Origin of the sequence: Chryseobacterium jejuense (assembly GCF_017877355.1) — a bacterium.
Lineage (GTDB): Bacteria > Bacteroidota > Bacteroidia > Flavobacteriales > Weeksellaceae > Chryseobacterium > Chryseobacterium jejuense_A.
Genome location: NZ_JAGIPR010000010.1, coordinates 65,622 through 84,304, shown reverse-complemented (window position 1 = coordinate 84,304; position 18,683 = coordinate 65,622). Strand labels below are relative to the sequence as shown.

Sequence of the window (18,683 nt, the reverse complement as noted above, 5' to 3'; positions counted from 1 at the left end):
GATAACCCTAAAATGAGCTATTGCATCCTAATTAGAACACTCTTATTAAACTAAAAATCAAAGATTTTCATTTTTGTTTATATTTAATAAAAAAAATTATGCGATTATTTTTGAAACACACAGTATGCATGTTTCTGATATTACTATTTGTAATTTCTTGCAAAACAAGCAGTAAATTTACTTCCGAATCAGTAAATATCGGCATGACCAAAGAACAGGTTATATCAAAATTTGGAAAACCTTACAAATCAGAATTCAAAGGAGATAAAGAAACCACAGAATTGCAAGAGTCTTTATTTTATAAAGAAAATTTCAATATGGGAAATAGCTCAATAACCAATATTTTAATTTTTAAAGGCGGAAAATTAGTTGCTCTTAAACAAGGTAAGGAATCAGAAAGTAACCCACCCACCATTGTAACACAACATCCTTAACATACATCTTTTTCCTAATTTGACTTATATTTTTATGAAGTTATTATAAGAATAGTAAGGAATCTACACTAGAACAAAAACACCTTCTTAGAGCATGTATTTTAACTTTTTAAAGAACCTGCTCAACAATAACATTATTCCAACTTCTAATTATCACAATATTAGATTTTATAAATATGAATCCCGGCTTTGAGCCGGGATTTTTGTTATCTTTGTGTACAAAAAAAATAGATTATGGATTTTTACAAGATTTTTCTTAGTGCACACAAAGGATTCGGATATTTAGAACTACTTTTAGTGGCATTATTTACTATTGCACTTTTAGCTACAATGTTCGGTTTCAGTGGAAAAGTGAACAAATTTTTAAAGAAGACCACTCTCTTCACAATGATTTTCTTCCATGTTCAGTTTCTATTAGGAATATGCTTGTTATTCATATTTTCACCAGGTTTCAAAGCTGCATTAGATTCAGGAACATTAATGAAGGATGCCTACAGCAGACAGACATTTGTTGAACACCCATTTTCTATGCTAATTGCAGCAGTATTAATGACCATCATCAACAAAAAAGTGAAATCAAACGATACAATTTCCCTGGGGATTACCATTATGGGATTAATTGCAGTAGGTTTATTTGCATTTGCATTTCCTTGGGCAAAAGTCTTTGGAGCTTAAAAACAAGACAAAGAAATTATATATGTTATAATTTATAAATAGTTTAATCTTAAATTTTTAATTAAATCAATGAAAGTAGCTGTAGTAGGTTCAACAGGAATGGTTGGACAAGTTATGCTTAAAGTTTTGGAAGAAAGGAACTTCCCTGTAACAGAATTAATTCCGGTAGCTTCCGAAAAATCTGTAGGTAAAAAGGTGAAGTATAAACAGAAGGAATTTACGATTGTAAGCATGAAGGACGCTATAGCTGCCAAACCGGATATTGCTATCTTTTCTGCCGGAGGTTCTACTTCTCTTGAATTTGCCCCTTTATTTGCAGAAGCTGGAGTAACAGTTATCGACAACTCTTCAGCATGGAGAATGGATCCTGATAAAAAATTAGTCGTTCCTGAAATTAATGCAGATGTACTGACTAAAGAAGACAAGATCATTGCAAATCCGAACTGTTCTACCATTCAGTTGGTAATGGTTTTAGGACCTTTGAACAAAAAATATGATTTAAAAAGAGTAGTTGTTTCTACTTACCAATCTGTAACAGGTACAGGGAAAGCTGCTGTTGACCAATTAAACGGAGAAATTAACGGGGATGATTCTGCTGCTAAAGTATATCCATATCAGATCTTCAAGAATGCATTACCTCATTGTGATGTATTTGCTGATGATGATTATACTAAAGAAGAAATTAAATTGATGAAAGAGCCTAAGAAAATTCTGGGTGACGATACATTCAATTTAACGGCTACTGCAGTAAGAGTTCCGGTTCAGGGAGGCCACTCAGAAAGTGTAAACATCGAATTTGAAAACGAATTTGAGTTAGATGAAGTAAGAAAAATTTTATCTGAAACTCCTGGAGTAGTCGTAATGGATGATGTGAAAAACAACCACTACCCAATGCCGCTGTACTCAGAAGGAAAAGATGAAGTCTTTGTAGGAAGAATCAGACGAGACCTGTCTCAGCCGAAAACGCTCAACCTTTGGATCGTAGCAGACAATCTGAGGAAAGGAGCAGCAACAAACGCTGTACAAATTGCAGAATATCTTGTAGCAAATAACTTAGTATAAACTAACAAAATAAAAAAGAGTCTCAGAATTGAGATTCTTTTTTTTATCAAACACATTTATGAGTACCCACAAAGAAAAAATAGGATTCCAGAAAATCATTGCTGCATTTGGAGTTATTCTTTTTGTAGGAAAGATTATTGCATGGAAGCTCACCAATTCCGATGCTGTGTTTTCCGATGCCATGGAAAGCATTGTGAACGTCATCAGCGCATTTATGGGATTGTATTCGCTTCATCTCGCAGCAAAACCGAAAGATGAAGACCATCCTTACGGTCATGGAAAGGTCGAATTTGTCACTTCCGGTATTGAAGGTGCCTTAATTGCCATTGCCGGTCTTATGATTATTTATGAAGGTATACACAGCCTTATTGTAGGGAAAACCCTAAGCAAAATTGATTTGGGAATCTGGATCATTGCAGCTACTGCCATTATCAACTATTTGCTGGGATATATTTCTATAAAGAAAGGCCAAAAAGAAAACTCTTTGGTTCTTATTTCCTCTGGAAAACACCTTCAGTCTGATACCATCACTACCCTTGGAGTGGTTGCCAGTTTAATAATTGTTTATTTTACCAAAATTTATTGGCTGGATTCTGTTGTTGCCTTGATATTTGGGTTGTATATCATATTTGTAGGTTACAAAATCGTTAGAAAATCTTTGAGTGGTATTATGGATGAACAGGATCCGGAAATACTGCATCAGATCATCAAAATCCTTGAAGAAAACAGGAGAACTCAATGGATTGATGTTCACAATATGAAAATCCAGCAGTTTGGAGCCTCACTGCATATTGATGCCCACATCACCCTACCCTGGTATTATGATCTTCGGGATGCCCATAACGAAATGGAAAAAGTCATTATTCTTTTAGCCAATAATATCAAAAGAAGCATTGAATTCAATTTTCATATGGATGACTGTAAACCTATTTCATGTCCGGTATGTCAGATAGAAAACTGCCCTGTTCGTCAAAAGAACTTCATAAAAAGAGTGGAATGGACCGCAGAAAATGTAACAAGTGTGGATAAACATACTATAGAATAGAAAGTAAAAAGGTTGAGAGCACAAAATACAGGAATATTTTTAGTCCTATTTGTTTCCTCAACCTTCTTTTTTATCTCCCATCCATGTGTTTCCTGTAATAAAACATCGGAACGATCAGAAGTATGATTAAAGGCTGAATCACAAACCTTCGCATATAAAAAGAAAATAGATACCCTATTTCGAATTTATTTTGAATACAAAACAAATAAATAGGAAACGCAATCGCAAAAACGATAACCATCATTAAAGCACCTTGCATTGTCCATTGCTTATTTCTAAATAGCCCTTGAATAATAACACAGGAAAATAACAGATTAAGGATAAATCTGAACAAATGCCCTCCTATTAATTTCCCCCATTCAAACGCCGGGAGACTAATGTTTTTACTACCCTCATGAAAATAATCCAGAAACGGATCATAAAATATTTTATTTTCCGCCACTCTGACTCCTATCAGACCGCAGATTCCTAAAATAACAAGAAGCCAGCTAAGAATTTTCATGTTTTAAAGCAAAGAATTTAATCCAGATTAACCAAAGTAAAACAACACTGCCGTAAATAGCTGCCGGGAAAACAAAATCATGGAACATTTTACCATATTCTTTGTGTTCTGCCATTACAATATTCAATCCTACAATCCGTAAAAGATTCATAATATACAATAAAACCAGTCCTGCCAGAACAAAAATAAAGGTCTTTGAACCTTTATAAAAAGCAAAAATAAAGGACACAAACAAGATCATGACAGAAATAGCATTACACCCTTCAACCATTCTTGTTACATATTGCTTCTTTACATAAAACCACACCTGCTCGTTACTCACATCGTTGTAAAGTTGAGAGGGATAGCCTAAAACATTTTGAACCGCATTTACCTGGTTGGCAATAATTGTAGAAAAAGGATCTAAACCGGAATCCTTATTTGCATTCAGATAAAATTGATACGCAAAAAGCAACACCAAATAGATAATGATGAAGCGCAGTAAAATCCCTAACACCGGCTTAAAGTCCTTTAACATACTACAAAGATAAAAATTAGGTTGTAATAACCTGAATAAGAAGCAAGAAAGTTAAAATATAAAGCAGAAAGCCCGATACAGAAAGTATAAAGTCCTTCATTAAGTGATAAATGATGGGATTCTTTTAACAAAATCATTCAAATCCAATTCATAGAAACAAGTTTCATCCACTATTTTCACCTTCAGTTCTCCCCTCTCCCAGCTTTCCACTTCCATCCTAAAAACTATTCATGTTAAATTACTATATTTGTTTCCATATTAATTATGACTTCTGAAAACGCAAATCGATTTTTTGAAAGCCAATTAGGCAAAAAATCCACTGAATTCATCACATTAGCTCAAAGCGGTTCTGCGAGGGTCAACTTTCTGGCCATAACCGATAATGAAAAATACATCATCACCTACAATGAGAACCTTCCGGAAAATGAAAGTTTTCTTTATTATTCCGAGGTATTTTCTGCGCTTAATCTTAATACTCCTGCTATTCTTGCCATCTCAGCAGACAGGAAAATGTATGTACAGGAATTTTTAGGAGCACAAACTCTGTCAGAGGTGATTACAAGAGAACGCGTATCACCTCATGTAAAATCTTTGGTAGAACAAACCCTTGAAAAACTTTTCAGATTACAGATCCAGACACAGGATAAAATTGATTTTTCCAAAACATTTGAATACGAAAGTTATGACGAGCTTCCGGTGATTCATGATCTGTATTATTTTAAAAATTTTGTAGCTGATGTTCTGGAGCTGGAATATAATAAATCTACCTTACTGAAAGAATTTAAAAAAATTGCAGCATTGGTAGAAAACCTTGAGCCTAAAGGCATCATGATCCGGGATTTTCAGGCAAGAAACATTATGGTCAATGAAAAAGATGAAGTTTCATTTATTGATTATCAATCGGCAATGAAAGGCCCTTTGATGTACGATGTCATTTCATTTCTGTTTCAGGCTAAAGCAGATTTTCCTGAAAGCTTTAAAAATGAAATGTTGGATTTTTACATTCAACTATTTGAAGATCAAAAAACTCAACATCAACTAAAAGATTCGGTTAAACCAATTCAGATGATGAGATTCTTACAAGTCTTAGGAGCGTATGGTTTCAGAGGTCTGATTCAAAGGAAGCACCATTTTATGGCAAGCCTTGAAAAGGGGATCCGAAATATCACAGAATTTACCTCATCCTGGGAGAATATCAAATACTATCCGGAGCTTAACAAAGTCATAGAACAGTTGACTTCTTATAAAACAGAACAGAAGATTAAAGAAATATTAAATTTGAACCATTAAGCTGCTTTAAGGTTTTAAGAGGATTAAGAGGATGACCAAAAAAGAAATTACACAGCTATCATATGAAATTACTGGCTTTGTTATTAAAATCCATAAAATTCTTGGTCCAGATCTTCTTGAAAGCGTTTATGAAGAATGCTTAAAAATTGAGCTTATTAAAAAAACCATTCATCAATGAATATTTCAGGGAACTTCCTGACTAAATTTTGATTTATCAAAATCTTAACTTACCTTAAAAACTTAAAATATCTTAATGGTTTAATCCAGATAATAAAAATAAAGAAGAAAATGCTACACATAGACATACACAGTTTTTCGTATAAAAAAGGAGGAATCCCTAAAGACAACTCAGGAAACGGGGGCGGTTTTGCCTTTGACTGCAGAGGAATTTTAAATCCCGGAAGAGTTGAAGAATATAAAACTCAGACAGGAAATGACATCGGCGTTCAGGAATATCTTGAAACCCAAACTGAAATGCCCAAGTTCTTAGAACTCATAAAATCTCTTGTATCTATCAATATTGATAATTACCTGGAAAGAGGATTTGAAAATCTTCAGATCAATTTCGGATGTACTGGCGGACAACACAGATCTGTATATTCTGCTATAAAAATCGCTGAATTCATCAGAGAAAAATACCCTAACGGAACTCTGATAACTATTCATCACGACGAACAACCACAACTGAATCAATAAAGGATAAGCGATCATTGATAAATGATAAAGTAATCCTTTAATTTTAACGCTCATTTATTAATGTACAGAAACATTATCATTCATCTATTATCATTTATAAAATATGAAGGCTCTTATTTTCGCCGCCGGAAAAGGCACCAGGCTTAAGCCATTTACAAACCATCATCCTAAAGCCTTGGCTAAAGTAAATGATATTCCCCTTCTGGAGAGAAATATCAATTATATGAAAAGCTATGGAATAAAGGATTTTGTGATTAATATTCATCATTTTGGAGATCAGATTGTTGATTTTTTAAATAAAAATGATAACTTCGGCTGTAAGATTGAAATCTCTGACGAAACCAACGAACTATTGGAAACCGGAGGCGGCTTGATTTTTGCCAGAAGATTTCTTGATCATGGAGAAGATTTTTTAATTTTAAATGCCGATATTTTAACTGATCTGAATATTAATGAATTGGTAGAATATCACAAAAAAATAAAAGATTTTGCTACTTTAGCGGTATCGGACCGTGAAAGTTCGAGAAAGCTTCTTTTCAATGATGATATGGTGTTAAGAGGCTGGCTGAATGTGCAGACAGGAGAACAGAGGCTAGCTGAATTCAATAAAGGGTTTAAGGCTCTTGCTTTCAGTGGAATTCACTGTATCAACCCTGTTATCTTTGAAAAAATAAAAAGAAAAGGCAAATTCTCTGTTATGGAAGAATATCTGGATCTGATGCAGACTGAACATATACATGGTTTTCTGCATGACAGCATTCTTATAGATGTTGGAAGACCAGAATCTGTAATAGAAGCCGAAAAACATTTTAAATAATTTTTGCAAATGGAAATGGATGGAATTAGGGATGAAAGCCTGGTAAACCCACAATTAGACTTCAACGAAACAAAGCTACACAATAGTTTCAGACAAAAGACATGGGATGAAACACTTACCAAAGACAGCTGGATGGTCTTCAAAATCATGGCTGAATTTGTAGATGGCTATGAAAAATTGGCCAAAATAGGGCCATGTGTATCTATATTCGGTTCAGCACGTCTGAAGCCGGAAAATAAATACTATGAAATGGCTGTGGAAATTGCAGAGAAAATTACCAAACTAGGTTTCGGAATTATTACCGGTGGAGGCCCCGGAATTATGGAAGCCGGGAACAAAGGAGCTTTCAATGCAAAAGGAAAATCAATAGGACTTAATATTGACCTTCCTTTTGAGCAGCATTTCAATCCTTACATCAACAAGTCCTATTCCATGAACTTCGATTACTTTTTCGTGAGAAAAGTAATGTTTGTAAAATATTCTCAGGGCTTTATCGTAATGCCCGGAGGTTTCGGAACTTTAGATGAGCTGACTGAAGCCATGACTTTAATTCAAACCAATAAAATTGGTAAATTCCCGATCGTTTTGGTAGGAAGTGAATTCTGGGGTGGATTATTAGATTGGTTCAAAGCTACCCTGCTTAAAGAAGGAATGATTGCAGAAGATGATCTTGAACTTTACAGAGTGGTAGACACTGCTGATGAGGCAGTAGCACACATTAAGGCTTTCTATGATAAATATTCTGTGAACGTAAACTTTTAATTGGCATATTATTTGTGAACTATAACTAGCAAGAATGATTGTAAATCTATTAATTAAGATGAAAAAACTTTTATATATATCAGGAATTTTAACATTTTTTGTGTTAATGAGTTTTATGTATGTAGACTTTTTCTCTTCAATGACCAAAGTGGATTATATTGATGGAAGCAAGACATTGAAGTTTACCACAAAAATGAATACAAGCCATATCTCGGACGCTATTAAGATCAATCCTAACACAGCAGGATTTGAAGCTGAAGTGAAAAAATATGTGAACAATAATTTTGATGTATTTGTCAATGGTGCTCCCAAAACAATTACCTTCACGGGAAGTCAGATCAGCGGAGAAACTGTATGGGTATATTTTGAGACCGGCGGGGTTTCAGATATCAGTACCTTAAAAATTAAAAATACAATCCTTTTAAGCACTTTTCCGAAGCAAATCAACCTGGTAAGTATTGCCTATAAAGGCAGCCAGAAAATGATGAATTTCCAAAGAGGAAAAGAAGTGAATGAGGTTTCTTTTTAAATAAATAATTTTGTAATATAAAAACCACTGCCAATAGCGGTGGTTTTTTATTTTCTATGATTACTGTTTACTCATTACATATATTCTTACTTCATATTCAATATCACTTTTATCATATTGAAAAGGTATTTTTTCCAAAGACCAGCCTTGAGGATAATCACCATATTCTTGTTCAATATGATATTTAACAAGAGAATCTGTTACATCAAATTTGTCTAGTATTACGTACCCATTTTTAATATTAGTAGAATCATAGGCTACAAGATATCGCCCTCCTAATTTAAATTCTCCATTGCGATGGCCTTTCCTTACTTCTGATCCATATTTAAATCTATAATCATATCCGTATCCATTTGGTTTTGCATTATAATATTCAGATGTTACTTTTCCTATGGTATACTTTGTATTTTTAAGCATCACCTCTTTGGGTGGCCCTATATAGACAAATTTATAGATGTATAGAAACCAAGCTAAGAAGCCAATAACTGCAAGTATCATTTTCGTTCGCTTTGTCATATTTATTTAAAAATACATTGTTATAACAATAAATTAGGTAACCAATACTAAAATATGGGAAATATTAATTAACCAAAAAAAATGTTCAAATTACAACATAAAAAAACCGGCTCTTGCGAACCGGTTTACATTTATATAAACAATAATTATTGTCCTTTGATTTTGAAGTCATCTACTTCCCATGTTGCAGCAGCAGCTGTTGTAGATGTATATTTGAATGCGATTCTTACATTCTTACCTAAGAAAGCACTTAAGTCTATATTTCCAGAACTGATCCAATCTCCAAATGCGTTGGAATTCGTATCAAGTACTGCCGGAAGCTTAGTCCAGTTAGTAGTTGCCACATCTCCAGTGTAGTTATCAGTAGCATATACCTCTAAAGGATTTCCTGTATATCTTACATCTGTAGTAAATGTTACTATAGCTTTAGATTTCCCTACTAAGCTTACAGCTTTAGAAATCAACCAGTCTTCATTAGCAAAATTGTTACCTGCACCACCTGCATTACCATTCATCATGGCATAATAATTTGTTCCGTTTCCTTGGTTTGATGTATTCCAGAATTGGTTTGGTCCTACTTTATTAACGGCTGTCCACTCTGTATTATTAAATCCGCCTGAAGCGAAATCATCCTTATACAGAACAGGAAGCGGAGTATAAATGCTTCCATCACATCTAGGATTAGTTAATTGAAGATCCGGAAGTTTTGTGAACCATAATTGATATATACCATTGAATACACTTAAAATAGCATATACATCACCTTTTCCTCCTGCTACTTCAATAGTACTTGCTGCTTTTCCTGCAAATATAGCTCGACCGCTGGTTCTCAAGGTAATTGTCTTTCCTGAACAGTCTTCCAATGTTCTGTTAGAAACAGCTGTGCCGTCTGCATATGTTTTACCTAAATCTCCGTTAATGAACTCAAGGTCTTTAATTTTGACCCATCTTCCAACATCTGCTGTTGTTAACTGAGAAATCGTTCTTTCAGAAGCAACAACTGCTCTGGCAGGTTCATTGGAATCATATAAGTGTTTGTATATATTTTCTTCTCTGATTCTGTATCCAATAGTAGATACTGATTCATTAGACCCCAGCTGTAATTCTCCGGAAACATTTCTTAAATACAATCCTTTAAGTTTAATATAAAGATCTTTTCCTACTTTAAATCGTGCATCCTGGAACAGGTCTGTCTTATTGATATTGATCTTAATTCCTCCGGTTGCATCCTCTACGTATAGATATCTGAATAAGTTTCCAGCCTCATCATTAGCAGTAACCTGAGCTTTTACATAGAAATCTCCTGTAATCTCTGCTAACACCAATCCTGTTGTAGGTAATGAAGCTCCAATTTGCTTGATATCTGCAATCGTTTTAGCAGTAAGGTTTGCATTGCTGAATCTACAAGGGTTTTCCTGAATTTCATCCTGACGTGGGAAGTGAGAATCTGTAAGCTCACCATTTTTCTTGCCTTCCATATCAAGATCAGAAACTTTATTGATATAGAACTGGTAAGTTGTATTGGAGCCTGATTGGAACTTACTGAATATCCCTTTAAAAGTTCCTTGTCCAGCTGGAATATATTGATTTGCAAAAGAAGAATATCCACTGTTTCTTACCACTGCAGTGTTTTTATAAACTTTGGCCAATTTGTCCCAATTCTGACCAATTACCTTATCCACAGTCTCACCATTAGGTGCATAGTTAGAGCATAAAGCTTTAGCATCAAATTCTACATTATTCAGCTCCACAAAACAACCAATTAGGTCTTCATTAGCTTTAAGATCTGCTATAGAGATTACTCTTGGAGTAATTTCCCCTCTTGTAGTACAAGATCTTGAAATTACACTTGGAGCTAATTTCTCAGGAATTCTGGATACTCCATTTGCCGCAGATTCGGCACCTGTCTTTACCCCAAGCTGAACTACGCCACCGTAAGTACCAACTGCAAGACCATTAAGTTTTACATAAATTTTAGATCCCTGAGGGAATCTTGTATAAGAACTTACCATATCCACACTGATAGTAAAACCATGAGTAGGATTTTTCAATGCATCCTGAATATAGATTGTTTTATAGATATTCCCGGTTTCGTCCGTAGAAGAAACATATCCTTCGATAAACAAATCATCACTTGCATCATTAGGCTTATCTGCCGGAAATACATAAGCAGCTCCTGAAGGATTATTTTCAGTAAACTTCTTTTTTAACTCACTTAGGGTTACATTAGCCTTAAAATCGGCAACACATGCATAACCTTCAAGATTGGGCTCATCATATTTATCATCGTGTACACATCCTACAGTTATCCATAGAGAAGCTGCCGTGATAAAAATATATTTTAAAATTGAATTATATTTTTTCATTGTAGTCTTTATTAGAATCTTAAATAAACATTAGTAAAGAAAGTTCTTCCTCTGTCATACCAAAGTTTTGGTCCGAAATAAGGAGTTGCTCTTTGTGATTCTGCAAGGGCATCCGTAAAGTTAGCGGCTCTTCCCTGTTCAAATCCACCTGTTACATAATTTCTGTTATTTAAGATGTTATTCACAGAAATACTTACTCCAATTCTATATTTTCCAAATTGGAAAGATTTACCGGCATTAGCGTTCAGCATAAATTGGTCATCAAACTTCTTCTGAGCAGTAAGCTGCTGAATAACTTCCGGTGTAGCTCCATCATAAATAAGACCTCCTGAATCTGGAATTGTATACATTGCTGCTGTTTTGTTCAGTGCAGAGAAATCAAGATACTGGTCCATCAAATAGTTAGCAGAAGCTCCTACCCACCAGTATTTAGGTGAATTGTATTTCAAGCCAAAAGAGAAAGCTTTCTGAGGAGTACCTGCAACTTTATAATCTTTTACATTAGCCGCACCATAACTTCTGAAACCGTTAAGGTCATCAACTGAATATACTTGCGGAGTGTTTGTAAATTTGTATTCACCAACACTTGCTACCCCTACAGCATTAATAGTAGGTGTAATTTTCACATCGAAACCTAATTCAGCTCCGATATATCTCTTATCAGCTCCACTCATAGCCTCATTAATCAATGTATTGTATGATCCTGAGTCTGTAGAAACCGCTGCATAATATCTTGCTAATTCAGTAGAATTACTGATTGTAGTGTAGTATCCGGATAATCTTAATTTTAAGATCTGTCCTCTCATGATATAACTGATATCATTAGAGTTGATAATCTGATTTTTAACACCAGGAGTTAAGAAATCTGAAACCCTAGGGTTGATATAGATTTCATTAAGCGTAGGTGCCAGGCTAAAGAAAGCCCCGTTATATACGATAAAGTTTTTACCGTTGATTTTATAGGTAATTTTACCTTTAATACCAGCGTCTAAAGCATTGTATACTGCACTTTTTCCTTTAGAATTATTTGTAAACTGCGCAATTCCGCTTCTGTAGTCTCCATTTCTATAAGACTCAGACTGTGATGCAAATACGGAAGCTACCACATTCCATTTGCTGAAATCAATTTCAGTAGAAACGTTTAATGAATAATGATTTCTTGTCAACTGATAAGAATATTGAGTTCTGTCTCCTACTCTTACTTTAGTATTCTCATCATCAAGGTTATATCTTACGTCATTATTAAAAGGATTAAGATTATTAGCATAGTTTGCTCCTAATAAATCATTAATTCTTCTGAAGTTGTCTGATTTTAAGTTCTGGTAGTTAAAGTTAATATTTAACTTCCAGTTATCTTTCAGTTTTGTATCAAAGTGAGAGGAGAAATTGAAAGTTTTATCTTTATTCACATCATCAATCAATGTATAAGATGCCCCTCTTTCAGAACCATCCATATTCGTTTTATTGATACGGTTCGTATTATAAAGATAATTCCAGTCGATCTGAGCCTGTTGTCTGAACTCATCAGCTGTCAGAAGACCGTAGCTTGGTAATTTTCTGTAATATGTAGGGTTGGGATCAGCAGCGTGGAACCAGTCTAATCTACTTCTGGCATCGCTACCAAACTGATAGGAAACCGTATTGATCCAGTTAGAGTTCTTACCTATTTTTAAATAATCCGTTAACATGAATACCGGTTCATACACATTTCTGATTCTGGAGTTTCTTTTTTCTCCATCTTGCCACCCCCAGTATGAGTTATAGTTTTTACCCATAAGATCATAAACCTCCTGAGTATTTGGAGCATTGGAAGCCCTGTACGTTGGAGATCCAAAAGCAGTTAAGTTAAGGGAGTGCCTGTCACTGAATTTCTTTTCAATAGAGGCAAAATAAGCATAGGCATCCTGATATACTCCATCAATAATTGCTCTATCTCCCCATCTTCTACTTGCTGAGAATGTAAATGCCCAACCATTTTTAGAAAGACCTGAAGAATAAGTAGCAATGGCTCTGTGTAAGTAACTTCTGTTTGTAAATGAATAGGCTAATGAAGTTTGTTTTCTGTAGCTGGATGCTCTTGTATTATAATAAACAGCACCACCTAAATTACCAAAAGTATATTCTGAAGGGGTGATATTATCAACGTTTTCATAAGGATATCTTGTTACATCATTAAGGCCTCCCCAGTTATTAAAGTCTACTTTCCCATCATCATTTTTAGACATTGATACCCCATTAAAAAGTACGTCCTCAAATCTGTTGTCTACTCCTCTTGGTCTGAACCAGTAAGCACCAAGTTCAAAAGCAGAAACATTCTGGAAAGCATCTCTTCCTGAGCTTAAAAGTCCTACAGTAGGCTGCATGGATGAGCCTCCATCTTCAGTATCATTTGCAGAGTCGTCAATAACTATTACTCCTGCATCTGATCCTAAGTTGTAATTAAGTGTAATAACACCTAAATCTTTTTTCTTCTCATCTGCAGTAACATCAAACTCTAAGATTTTAGACTCAAAATTTGGTTTTGTTACTGTAATAAGATAGTGGCCAGGTTTTAAATCCACAAACTGGAAGTATCCAATTTTATCCACAGATGTGTCATCGGTGGACTGTGCTAGATCTACTTCTGCTTTCTCTAAAGGCTTACCATCCTGATCTTTAACATACGCAAAAACAGTAGTTTGTGCAAAGTAAAAAGAGGCAGGCATTAAAGTAAACAAAGAGATTAGGGATAGTTTTTTAATCATAATAAACTTATTTTTAACTCCTTCTTTATTTAAGGGGCAACAAATTTAGGACTATTTTCATTAACTCAAACATTTTTAGCTATTTATTCTATTAATTTTTCTTAACCCGCATTCATTATCCTAAAAATATGGGGTAATTTTAATCAATCACAAAAAAGGGTAATAGATTTTAGGAAAAGTACTCAACAATCATGATAGAATATTTTTTATCCCAAACAAACAGCCTATTTTTTAGCATTATATAAATAATAAATAACACTTCGCAATATCAAAATAATGAATGATACTACATTTGTTTCAGACTTTCCATCTCAACCTTAACCTTTTATTAAATTAAACTCAGATTATTTTAATCTTTATTCTTATATAAAATTAGTAATTTTACCCCCTCAATTTTTGAATATACTAAGAATATGAAAAAATATTTAATCATCGCCGCCTTATTTTGCTTTGGTTCTGCTTTCTCACAACAGAGGCAGGTAAAGAGAGCAGCTGTAGCATTCCTGAACGTTGAAAACCTTTGGGACACTATTCCTTCCGCAGATTATATTGATGGGACCCTACCGCGTTCCAACCCTAAATTCCACAGAAGTGTACCCGTAGATTCTCTTAAATATCTTGAAACAACAGAAGATTATAAAGGGGAATGGAGTGATGATCTTTTAATTGGAAAAAAAGTTATCAGAAAACAGTTTTTATCTGAAGATTTTACAGCGAACAGCCCTAAAAGATGGGGTACAAAATATTATAACCAAAAACTAGCTAATGAAGCTAAGGTTATTTCCGAACTTGGAAGACAATACACCAACGATAACCCTGCTATCTGTGGATTGATTGAGGTGGAAAACAGACAGGTCATTGAAGACCTTATCAAACAGCCGGCTTTAGCAAAAAGTAACTATGGAATTGTACATTTCAACTCTTATGATGCCAGAGGAATTGATGTAGCCATTATTTATCAGAAAGGAAGATTCTCTGTTTTAGATTCTTATAAAAAAGAAATTAAAATCTATGATGAAAACGGAAAAAGAGAATACACCAGAGACATTGTGATAGCTATCGGATTATTAGATGGAGAAAAAGTAGGACTCTTTATGAACCACTGGCCGTCCAGAAGAGGCGGAGAAGCTATTTCCCTTGCTAAAAGAAATACAGCGGCTACTGTATTGAAAGAAGAAATGGACAAGGTAACGGCTGAAAACCCTGGTATTAAATTATTCTCAATGGGTGACTATAATGACGACCCGGTAAGCCCAAGTTTGAAAAAACATTTGGCAGCCGTGGGTGATCCAAGTGAATTATCTGATAAAACGCCTTATTATAACTTAATGTATAAATTATATAAGGCTGGTGTTGCTTCTCTTGCTTATAGAGATGCTCCAAACTTGTTTGACCAGATTGTTGTTTCAAAAAACCTTTATTCTCCTGAAAAAATTACTCCTACTTATACTATTTTCAAAGCTGAGATCTATGCTCCGGCTTACCTGGTAAACAAAGAAGGACAATGGAAAGGATATCCTTTACGTTCTTGGGATGGTGATAGATTCACCGGTGGATACAGTGACCACTTCCCTGCGGTTTCCGTAATTCAGAAAGAATATATTAAAAAATAACACAGAAAGGCACTCTTATTGGAGTGCTTTTTTAATAAATAATTGAGTCATGAGAAATTTTATTCTACTACTGTTTATTGCTCTTATTCCTTTCAGTTGTCTTTCACAGCAAAACAATTCTAAAAAGGATAAAGAACAGCATGAGATGAAACCGTCTAAAAATGATGACGGAGAATGGGATCTTACTGTTATGGATACCCAATTTGATTATTTTCTCAATGCCATAGCTAAACCTATCAGCCAATATTCAGAATCTTTTCTGAAAACAAAAAATACCTTCCTGGTAAATGAATGGAACAGCTATTACAACACCGGAAAATATAGAAATATCATAGAATCCGGAATAGATTATAATCCCAGAGAAAATTACGGGATAAAATTCGAGTACAAGCTTTACCAAGTATTTTCTTACGTAAGCTGGAAATATGGATTAAAAATGAATGGATTGTCCGGAAGCGAGGTAAGATGATAAACCAATCCTTCTAATACAAAAACAAAACATATTAACAAAAAAGCTCATTTAAAAAGAAAAACAAAAATAAATTCTCTAATTATTTAATTTTTAAAAATATTTTTAACATTCTATTCAGGTTTTAATATATTTGTATACCACTGAATTTTTATATTTCAGTGTCTACTAACCATAACAAAATTTAAAACCATGAGAAAAACATCTTGCACCGCATGCTTTTCAGCCATGCCATGTTCTATCCTACAGACATTTTACTCTGTAAACATCAAATCACCGGATAAGCGATTTAATCAATTCTCAAATTAACAATGCTAAAATCAATGAAATATGAGAAATACAATTAAACTTATCCTGTTTTCAATTCTATTATCCTGGAAACCTCTCTACTCACAAACAGGAAGTGATATCATTTTCTGCCTGGACAACAGTGGTTCCATAAGTGACGTAGCTTTCAATCAAATGACTGTTTCTACCATGAAACTTATGGAACAGGTTTTAAAGTGCAATCGTGATAATCGGGTTTCTGTTGTTCATTATGGAACAGACTATATGGACATGAGTCCTTCTCTTCCACGAATCTATATAGAATCTAATTTCACCAGTGATCTGGCAACAGCCCAAGCGTTCTCAAGAAGATTAAAAAACGGCGATCATTTTCATGATGCGGTTAACTTAATAGGAGCAGCTCTTGATCATTACCCTCATCCTGATATTGTAAGCCCACAAAAAACCCTGGATAAACATCGTGAGAGACCATTAGTGATCGTCTTGTTCTCTGATGCTGAAAGAGCTAATGGTAACTTAAGCAGTGGTTCTTATCTGGTTAATTTCAATCCTCCAAACGGACTACATGAAGATAATGCTTTTGCAACCTTTACAAAGTTTAAAATGGACAGAAATGCGAAGTTTATTGTAGTACACGTAAGCGATTATTCACCATACATAGAAGCAGCAGCCAATATTGCAAGCCGCGGAGGTTCATATAACGGACCTATTGAACAGTATAATGATGACCCGGACCATAATCTACTCCCTAGATTTTACCTGAATAAGACAAATTTCACTTTAACTAACACAGAAATAGCAGAACTAAGCAATAGCATCTGCAAAATGAACACAGCTTATGTTGATTTCACCTATCAGACCCGCTCTTGTAAAGAGCCTATGGGCTTTCCGTTACATGTAAATGGGAATTATGCCATTCCACAAGGAGCAAGTATTGTGAACTTTCAATTATCACTTTTAGATATCGCAACAAGTGCTGTTTATCCAACATCTGCTGCGGTTAATTTCCCTAATCCTAATGAGTTTGAATTTACCGTAAATCAGGCAGATCTTACCAACCCACCTTCAGGGCAATATAAATTTATCATTGAGTTTGTTTATTCCTTGGGAGGTAATAATGATGGTGTTCATGCCGAAAACAGCATCAACTCTTCATATGATTTCATGTACTGTGAGAATTTGCGTACTAACACAAATATTTCCAATCCTGCAGCTAAATTTGCAAAACCAAAAGATAAAGAGTATCATATTGATCTTAATGCAGATCCTAACAATACGAAATCCATGCTTAAAGAAAAAGTTCAGCAGAAAAACATCCAGGTTTCACCGAATCCTAACGATGGGGTATTTATAGTATCGCTTGACAAAGTACGTTCAGGATCATTACACATTAATGACATCAATGGTAAGGTAGTCTTTGAAAAGACTTTTAGCAATGAAAAAGAAATAGCTGTTGATATTCACTCATTACCATCTAATACATACATTGTAAAAGTAAATTCAGGGAACGAAGTGTTCACACAGAAAATGATAAAAAGATAAATTTTAAAAATATCAAACTAAAAAAGGTTCAGAATTTTCTGAACCTTTTATTTTTATAATAGCTGAAAATTATTTGTTGAATAATTCTTCTACTTTATCCCAGTTTACTACAGAGAAGAATGCAGAAACATAGTCAGGTCTTCTGTTTTGGTAGTTTAAGTAATAAGCGTGCTCCCAAACATCTAATCCTAGAACCGGAGTTCCTTTAACGTCTGCTACAGGCATTAATGGGTTATCCTGGTTTGGAGTTGAAGAAACAGATACAGATCCGTCAGCATTTTTTACTAACCAAGCCCATCCTGAACCGAATCTTGTTTTAGCAGCATCAGAGAAATCAGTTTTAAATTTTTCAAAACCACCGTAGTTTTCGATAGCAGCTTTTACGTTTCCTACCGGCTCATTGCTTCCACCAGGAGTTAAAATTTCCCAGAATAAAGAGTGGTTGAAGTGTCCTCCTCCATTGTTTCTTACCGCTGGTTTATCAGTTCCAGTCTTGCAGATTTCTTCAATAGTTTTTCCTGCTAGATCAGTTCCTTCAATTGCTTTATTTAAATTGTCAATATACGCTTGGTGATGCTTCGTATAGTGGATCTCCATAGTTCTTGCATCTATTGTAGGTTCTAATGCATCGTATGCATATCCTAATTTTGGTAATTCAAATGACATAATCTTTATTTTTAATGTTATACTTCAAAATTAGCCAATATTTAAGGTATTATCAAAGATTGGGGATTACTTTAATAAATCTTTAACATTGATATATTGATTTAGAATGAATTAAATTCTATTTTTTTTCACCATGTAAATTATTAAAAC

At 34.4% G+C, this 18,683-nt stretch carries 19 protein-coding genes; 13 read left to right on the top strand and 6 right to left on the bottom strand.

The genetic code is table 11. The features are described from left to right. Window positions 1-203: 203 nt before the first annotated feature. From J2772_RS18605 to J2772_RS18590, 4 genes are all read left to right on the top strand, one after another. Window positions 204-434, top strand: coding sequence for a DUF2845 domain-containing protein (locus tag J2772_RS18605; protein WP_245365268.1), 231 nt, complete (start codon window positions 204-206; stop codon window positions 432-434). A 234-nt stretch (window positions 435-668) separates the two neighbouring features. Further along, on the top strand, window positions 669-1,109 hold the full coding sequence (locus tag J2772_RS18600; protein ID WP_209919345.1) for a hypothetical protein: 441 nt from the start codon (window positions 669-671) through the stop codon (window positions 1,107-1,109). A gap of 69 nt (window positions 1,110-1,178) precedes the next feature. Then, the gene (locus J2772_RS18595; RefSeq protein ID WP_089734887.1) at window positions 1,179-2,171 is read left to right on the top strand and encodes an aspartate-semialdehyde dehydrogenase; all 993 of its coding nucleotides are present in this window, start codon (window positions 1,179-1,181) and stop codon (window positions 2,169-2,171) included. Window positions 2,172-2,229: 58 nt separating this feature from the next. Then, window positions 2,230-3,216 (top strand): cation diffusion facilitator family transporter, encoded by a 987-nt coding sequence (locus tag J2772_RS18590; RefSeq protein WP_209919344.1) that lies wholly within the window; start codon window positions 2,230-2,232, stop codon window positions 3,214-3,216. Between the two features lie 70 nt (window positions 3,217-3,286). Here J2772_RS18590 and J2772_RS18585 read toward each other — a convergent pair whose 3' ends face one another. Both J2772_RS18585 and xrtF read right to left on the bottom strand, forming a co-directional pair. Then, window positions 3,287-3,718, bottom strand: a complete 432-nt coding sequence (locus tag J2772_RS18585; RefSeq protein WP_209919341.1) for an exosortase F system-associated membrane protein — start codon at window positions 3,716-3,718, stop codon at window positions 3,287-3,289. After that, on the bottom strand, window positions 3,705-4,235 hold the full coding sequence (xrtF, locus tag J2772_RS18580; RefSeq protein ID WP_209919339.1) for an exosortase family protein XrtF: 531 nt from the start codon (window positions 4,233-4,235) through the stop codon (window positions 3,705-3,707). The genes J2772_RS18585 and xrtF overlap by 14 nt, the downstream gene beginning before the upstream one ends. Before the next feature lie 264 nt (window positions 4,236-4,499). Here xrtF and J2772_RS18575 point away from each other — a divergent pair, with 264 nt between their 5' ends. From J2772_RS18575 to J2772_RS18550, 6 genes are all read left to right on the top strand, one after another. Continuing rightward, window positions 4,500-5,525: an aminoglycoside phosphotransferase family protein gene (locus J2772_RS18575; protein WP_209919337.1), complete on the top strand. Its 1,026-nt coding sequence runs from the start codon at window positions 4,500-4,502 to the stop codon at window positions 5,523-5,525. A gap of 31 nt (window positions 5,526-5,556) precedes the next feature. Next, complete coding sequence (locus J2772_RS18570; RefSeq protein WP_245365267.1) at window positions 5,557-5,703, top strand: GxxExxY protein; 147 nt, start codon at window positions 5,557-5,559, stop codon at window positions 5,701-5,703. 110 nt (window positions 5,704-5,813) lie between these two features. Further along, complete coding sequence (locus tag J2772_RS18565; protein WP_084220908.1) at window positions 5,814-6,221, top strand: RNase adapter RapZ; 408 nt, start codon at window positions 5,814-5,816, stop codon at window positions 6,219-6,221. 103 nt (window positions 6,222-6,324) lie between these two features. Continuing rightward, window positions 6,325-7,038 (top strand): NDP-sugar synthase, encoded by a 714-nt coding sequence (locus J2772_RS18560; RefSeq protein ID WP_209919335.1) that lies wholly within the window; start codon window positions 6,325-6,327, stop codon window positions 7,036-7,038. A 9-nt stretch (window positions 7,039-7,047) separates the two neighbouring features. After that, window positions 7,048-7,800 carry a TIGR00730 family Rossman fold protein gene (locus J2772_RS18555; RefSeq protein WP_410494441.1) on the top strand — a complete coding sequence of 251 codons (753 nt, stop codon included), beginning with the start codon at window positions 7,048-7,050 and terminating at the stop codon, window positions 7,798-7,800. A gap of 58 nt (window positions 7,801-7,858) precedes the next feature. After that, a complete protein-coding gene (locus tag J2772_RS18550) occupies window positions 7,859-8,329 on the top strand; it encodes a DUF6702 family protein (RefSeq protein ID WP_245365266.1) in 471 nt (156 codons plus the stop codon). A gap of 60 nt (window positions 8,330-8,389) precedes the next feature. On the opposite strand, the gene J2772_RS18545 is transcribed toward J2772_RS18550, so the two are convergent. From J2772_RS18545 to J2772_RS18535, 3 genes are all read right to left on the bottom strand, one after another. Beyond that, window positions 8,390-8,845, bottom strand: coding sequence for a hypothetical protein (locus tag J2772_RS18545; protein ID WP_209919329.1), 456 nt, complete (start codon window positions 8,843-8,845; stop codon window positions 8,390-8,392). A gap of 146 nt (window positions 8,846-8,991) precedes the next feature. Further along, window positions 8,992-11,211: a DUF5689 domain-containing protein gene (locus J2772_RS18540; RefSeq protein ID WP_209919326.1), complete on the bottom strand. Its 2,220-nt coding sequence runs from the start codon at window positions 11,209-11,211 to the stop codon at window positions 8,992-8,994. 11 nt (window positions 11,212-11,222) lie between these two features. After that, window positions 11,223-13,955, bottom strand: coding sequence for a TonB-dependent receptor (locus J2772_RS18535; protein WP_209919324.1), 2,733 nt, complete (start codon window positions 13,953-13,955; stop codon window positions 11,223-11,225). A 413-nt stretch (window positions 13,956-14,368) separates the two neighbouring features. On the opposite strand from J2772_RS18535, the gene J2772_RS18530 reads away from it, so the two are divergent. From J2772_RS18530 to J2772_RS18520, 3 genes are all read left to right on the top strand, one after another. Continuing rightward, the gene (locus tag J2772_RS18530) at window positions 14,369-15,568 is read left to right on the top strand and encodes an endonuclease (RefSeq protein WP_209919322.1); all 1,200 of its coding nucleotides are present in this window, start codon (window positions 14,369-14,371) and stop codon (window positions 15,566-15,568) included. 49 nt (window positions 15,569-15,617) lie between these two features. Beyond that, window positions 15,618-16,037, top strand: a complete 420-nt coding sequence (locus J2772_RS18525; RefSeq protein ID WP_045491559.1) for a DUF6146 family protein — start codon at window positions 15,618-15,620, stop codon at window positions 16,035-16,037. Window positions 16,038-16,367: 330 nt separating this feature from the next. Next, window positions 16,368-17,867, top strand: coding sequence for a T9SS type A sorting domain-containing protein (locus J2772_RS18520; protein WP_209919320.1), 1,500 nt, complete (start codon window positions 16,368-16,370; stop codon window positions 17,865-17,867). A 69-nt stretch (window positions 17,868-17,936) separates the two neighbouring features. Here the strand turns inward: J2772_RS18520 and J2772_RS18515 are convergent, their stop codons facing one another. Next, on the bottom strand, window positions 17,937-18,533 hold the full coding sequence (locus J2772_RS18515; protein ID WP_209919318.1) for a superoxide dismutase: 597 nt from the start codon (window positions 18,531-18,533) through the stop codon (window positions 17,937-17,939). Window positions 18,534-18,683 lie beyond the last annotated feature (150 nt).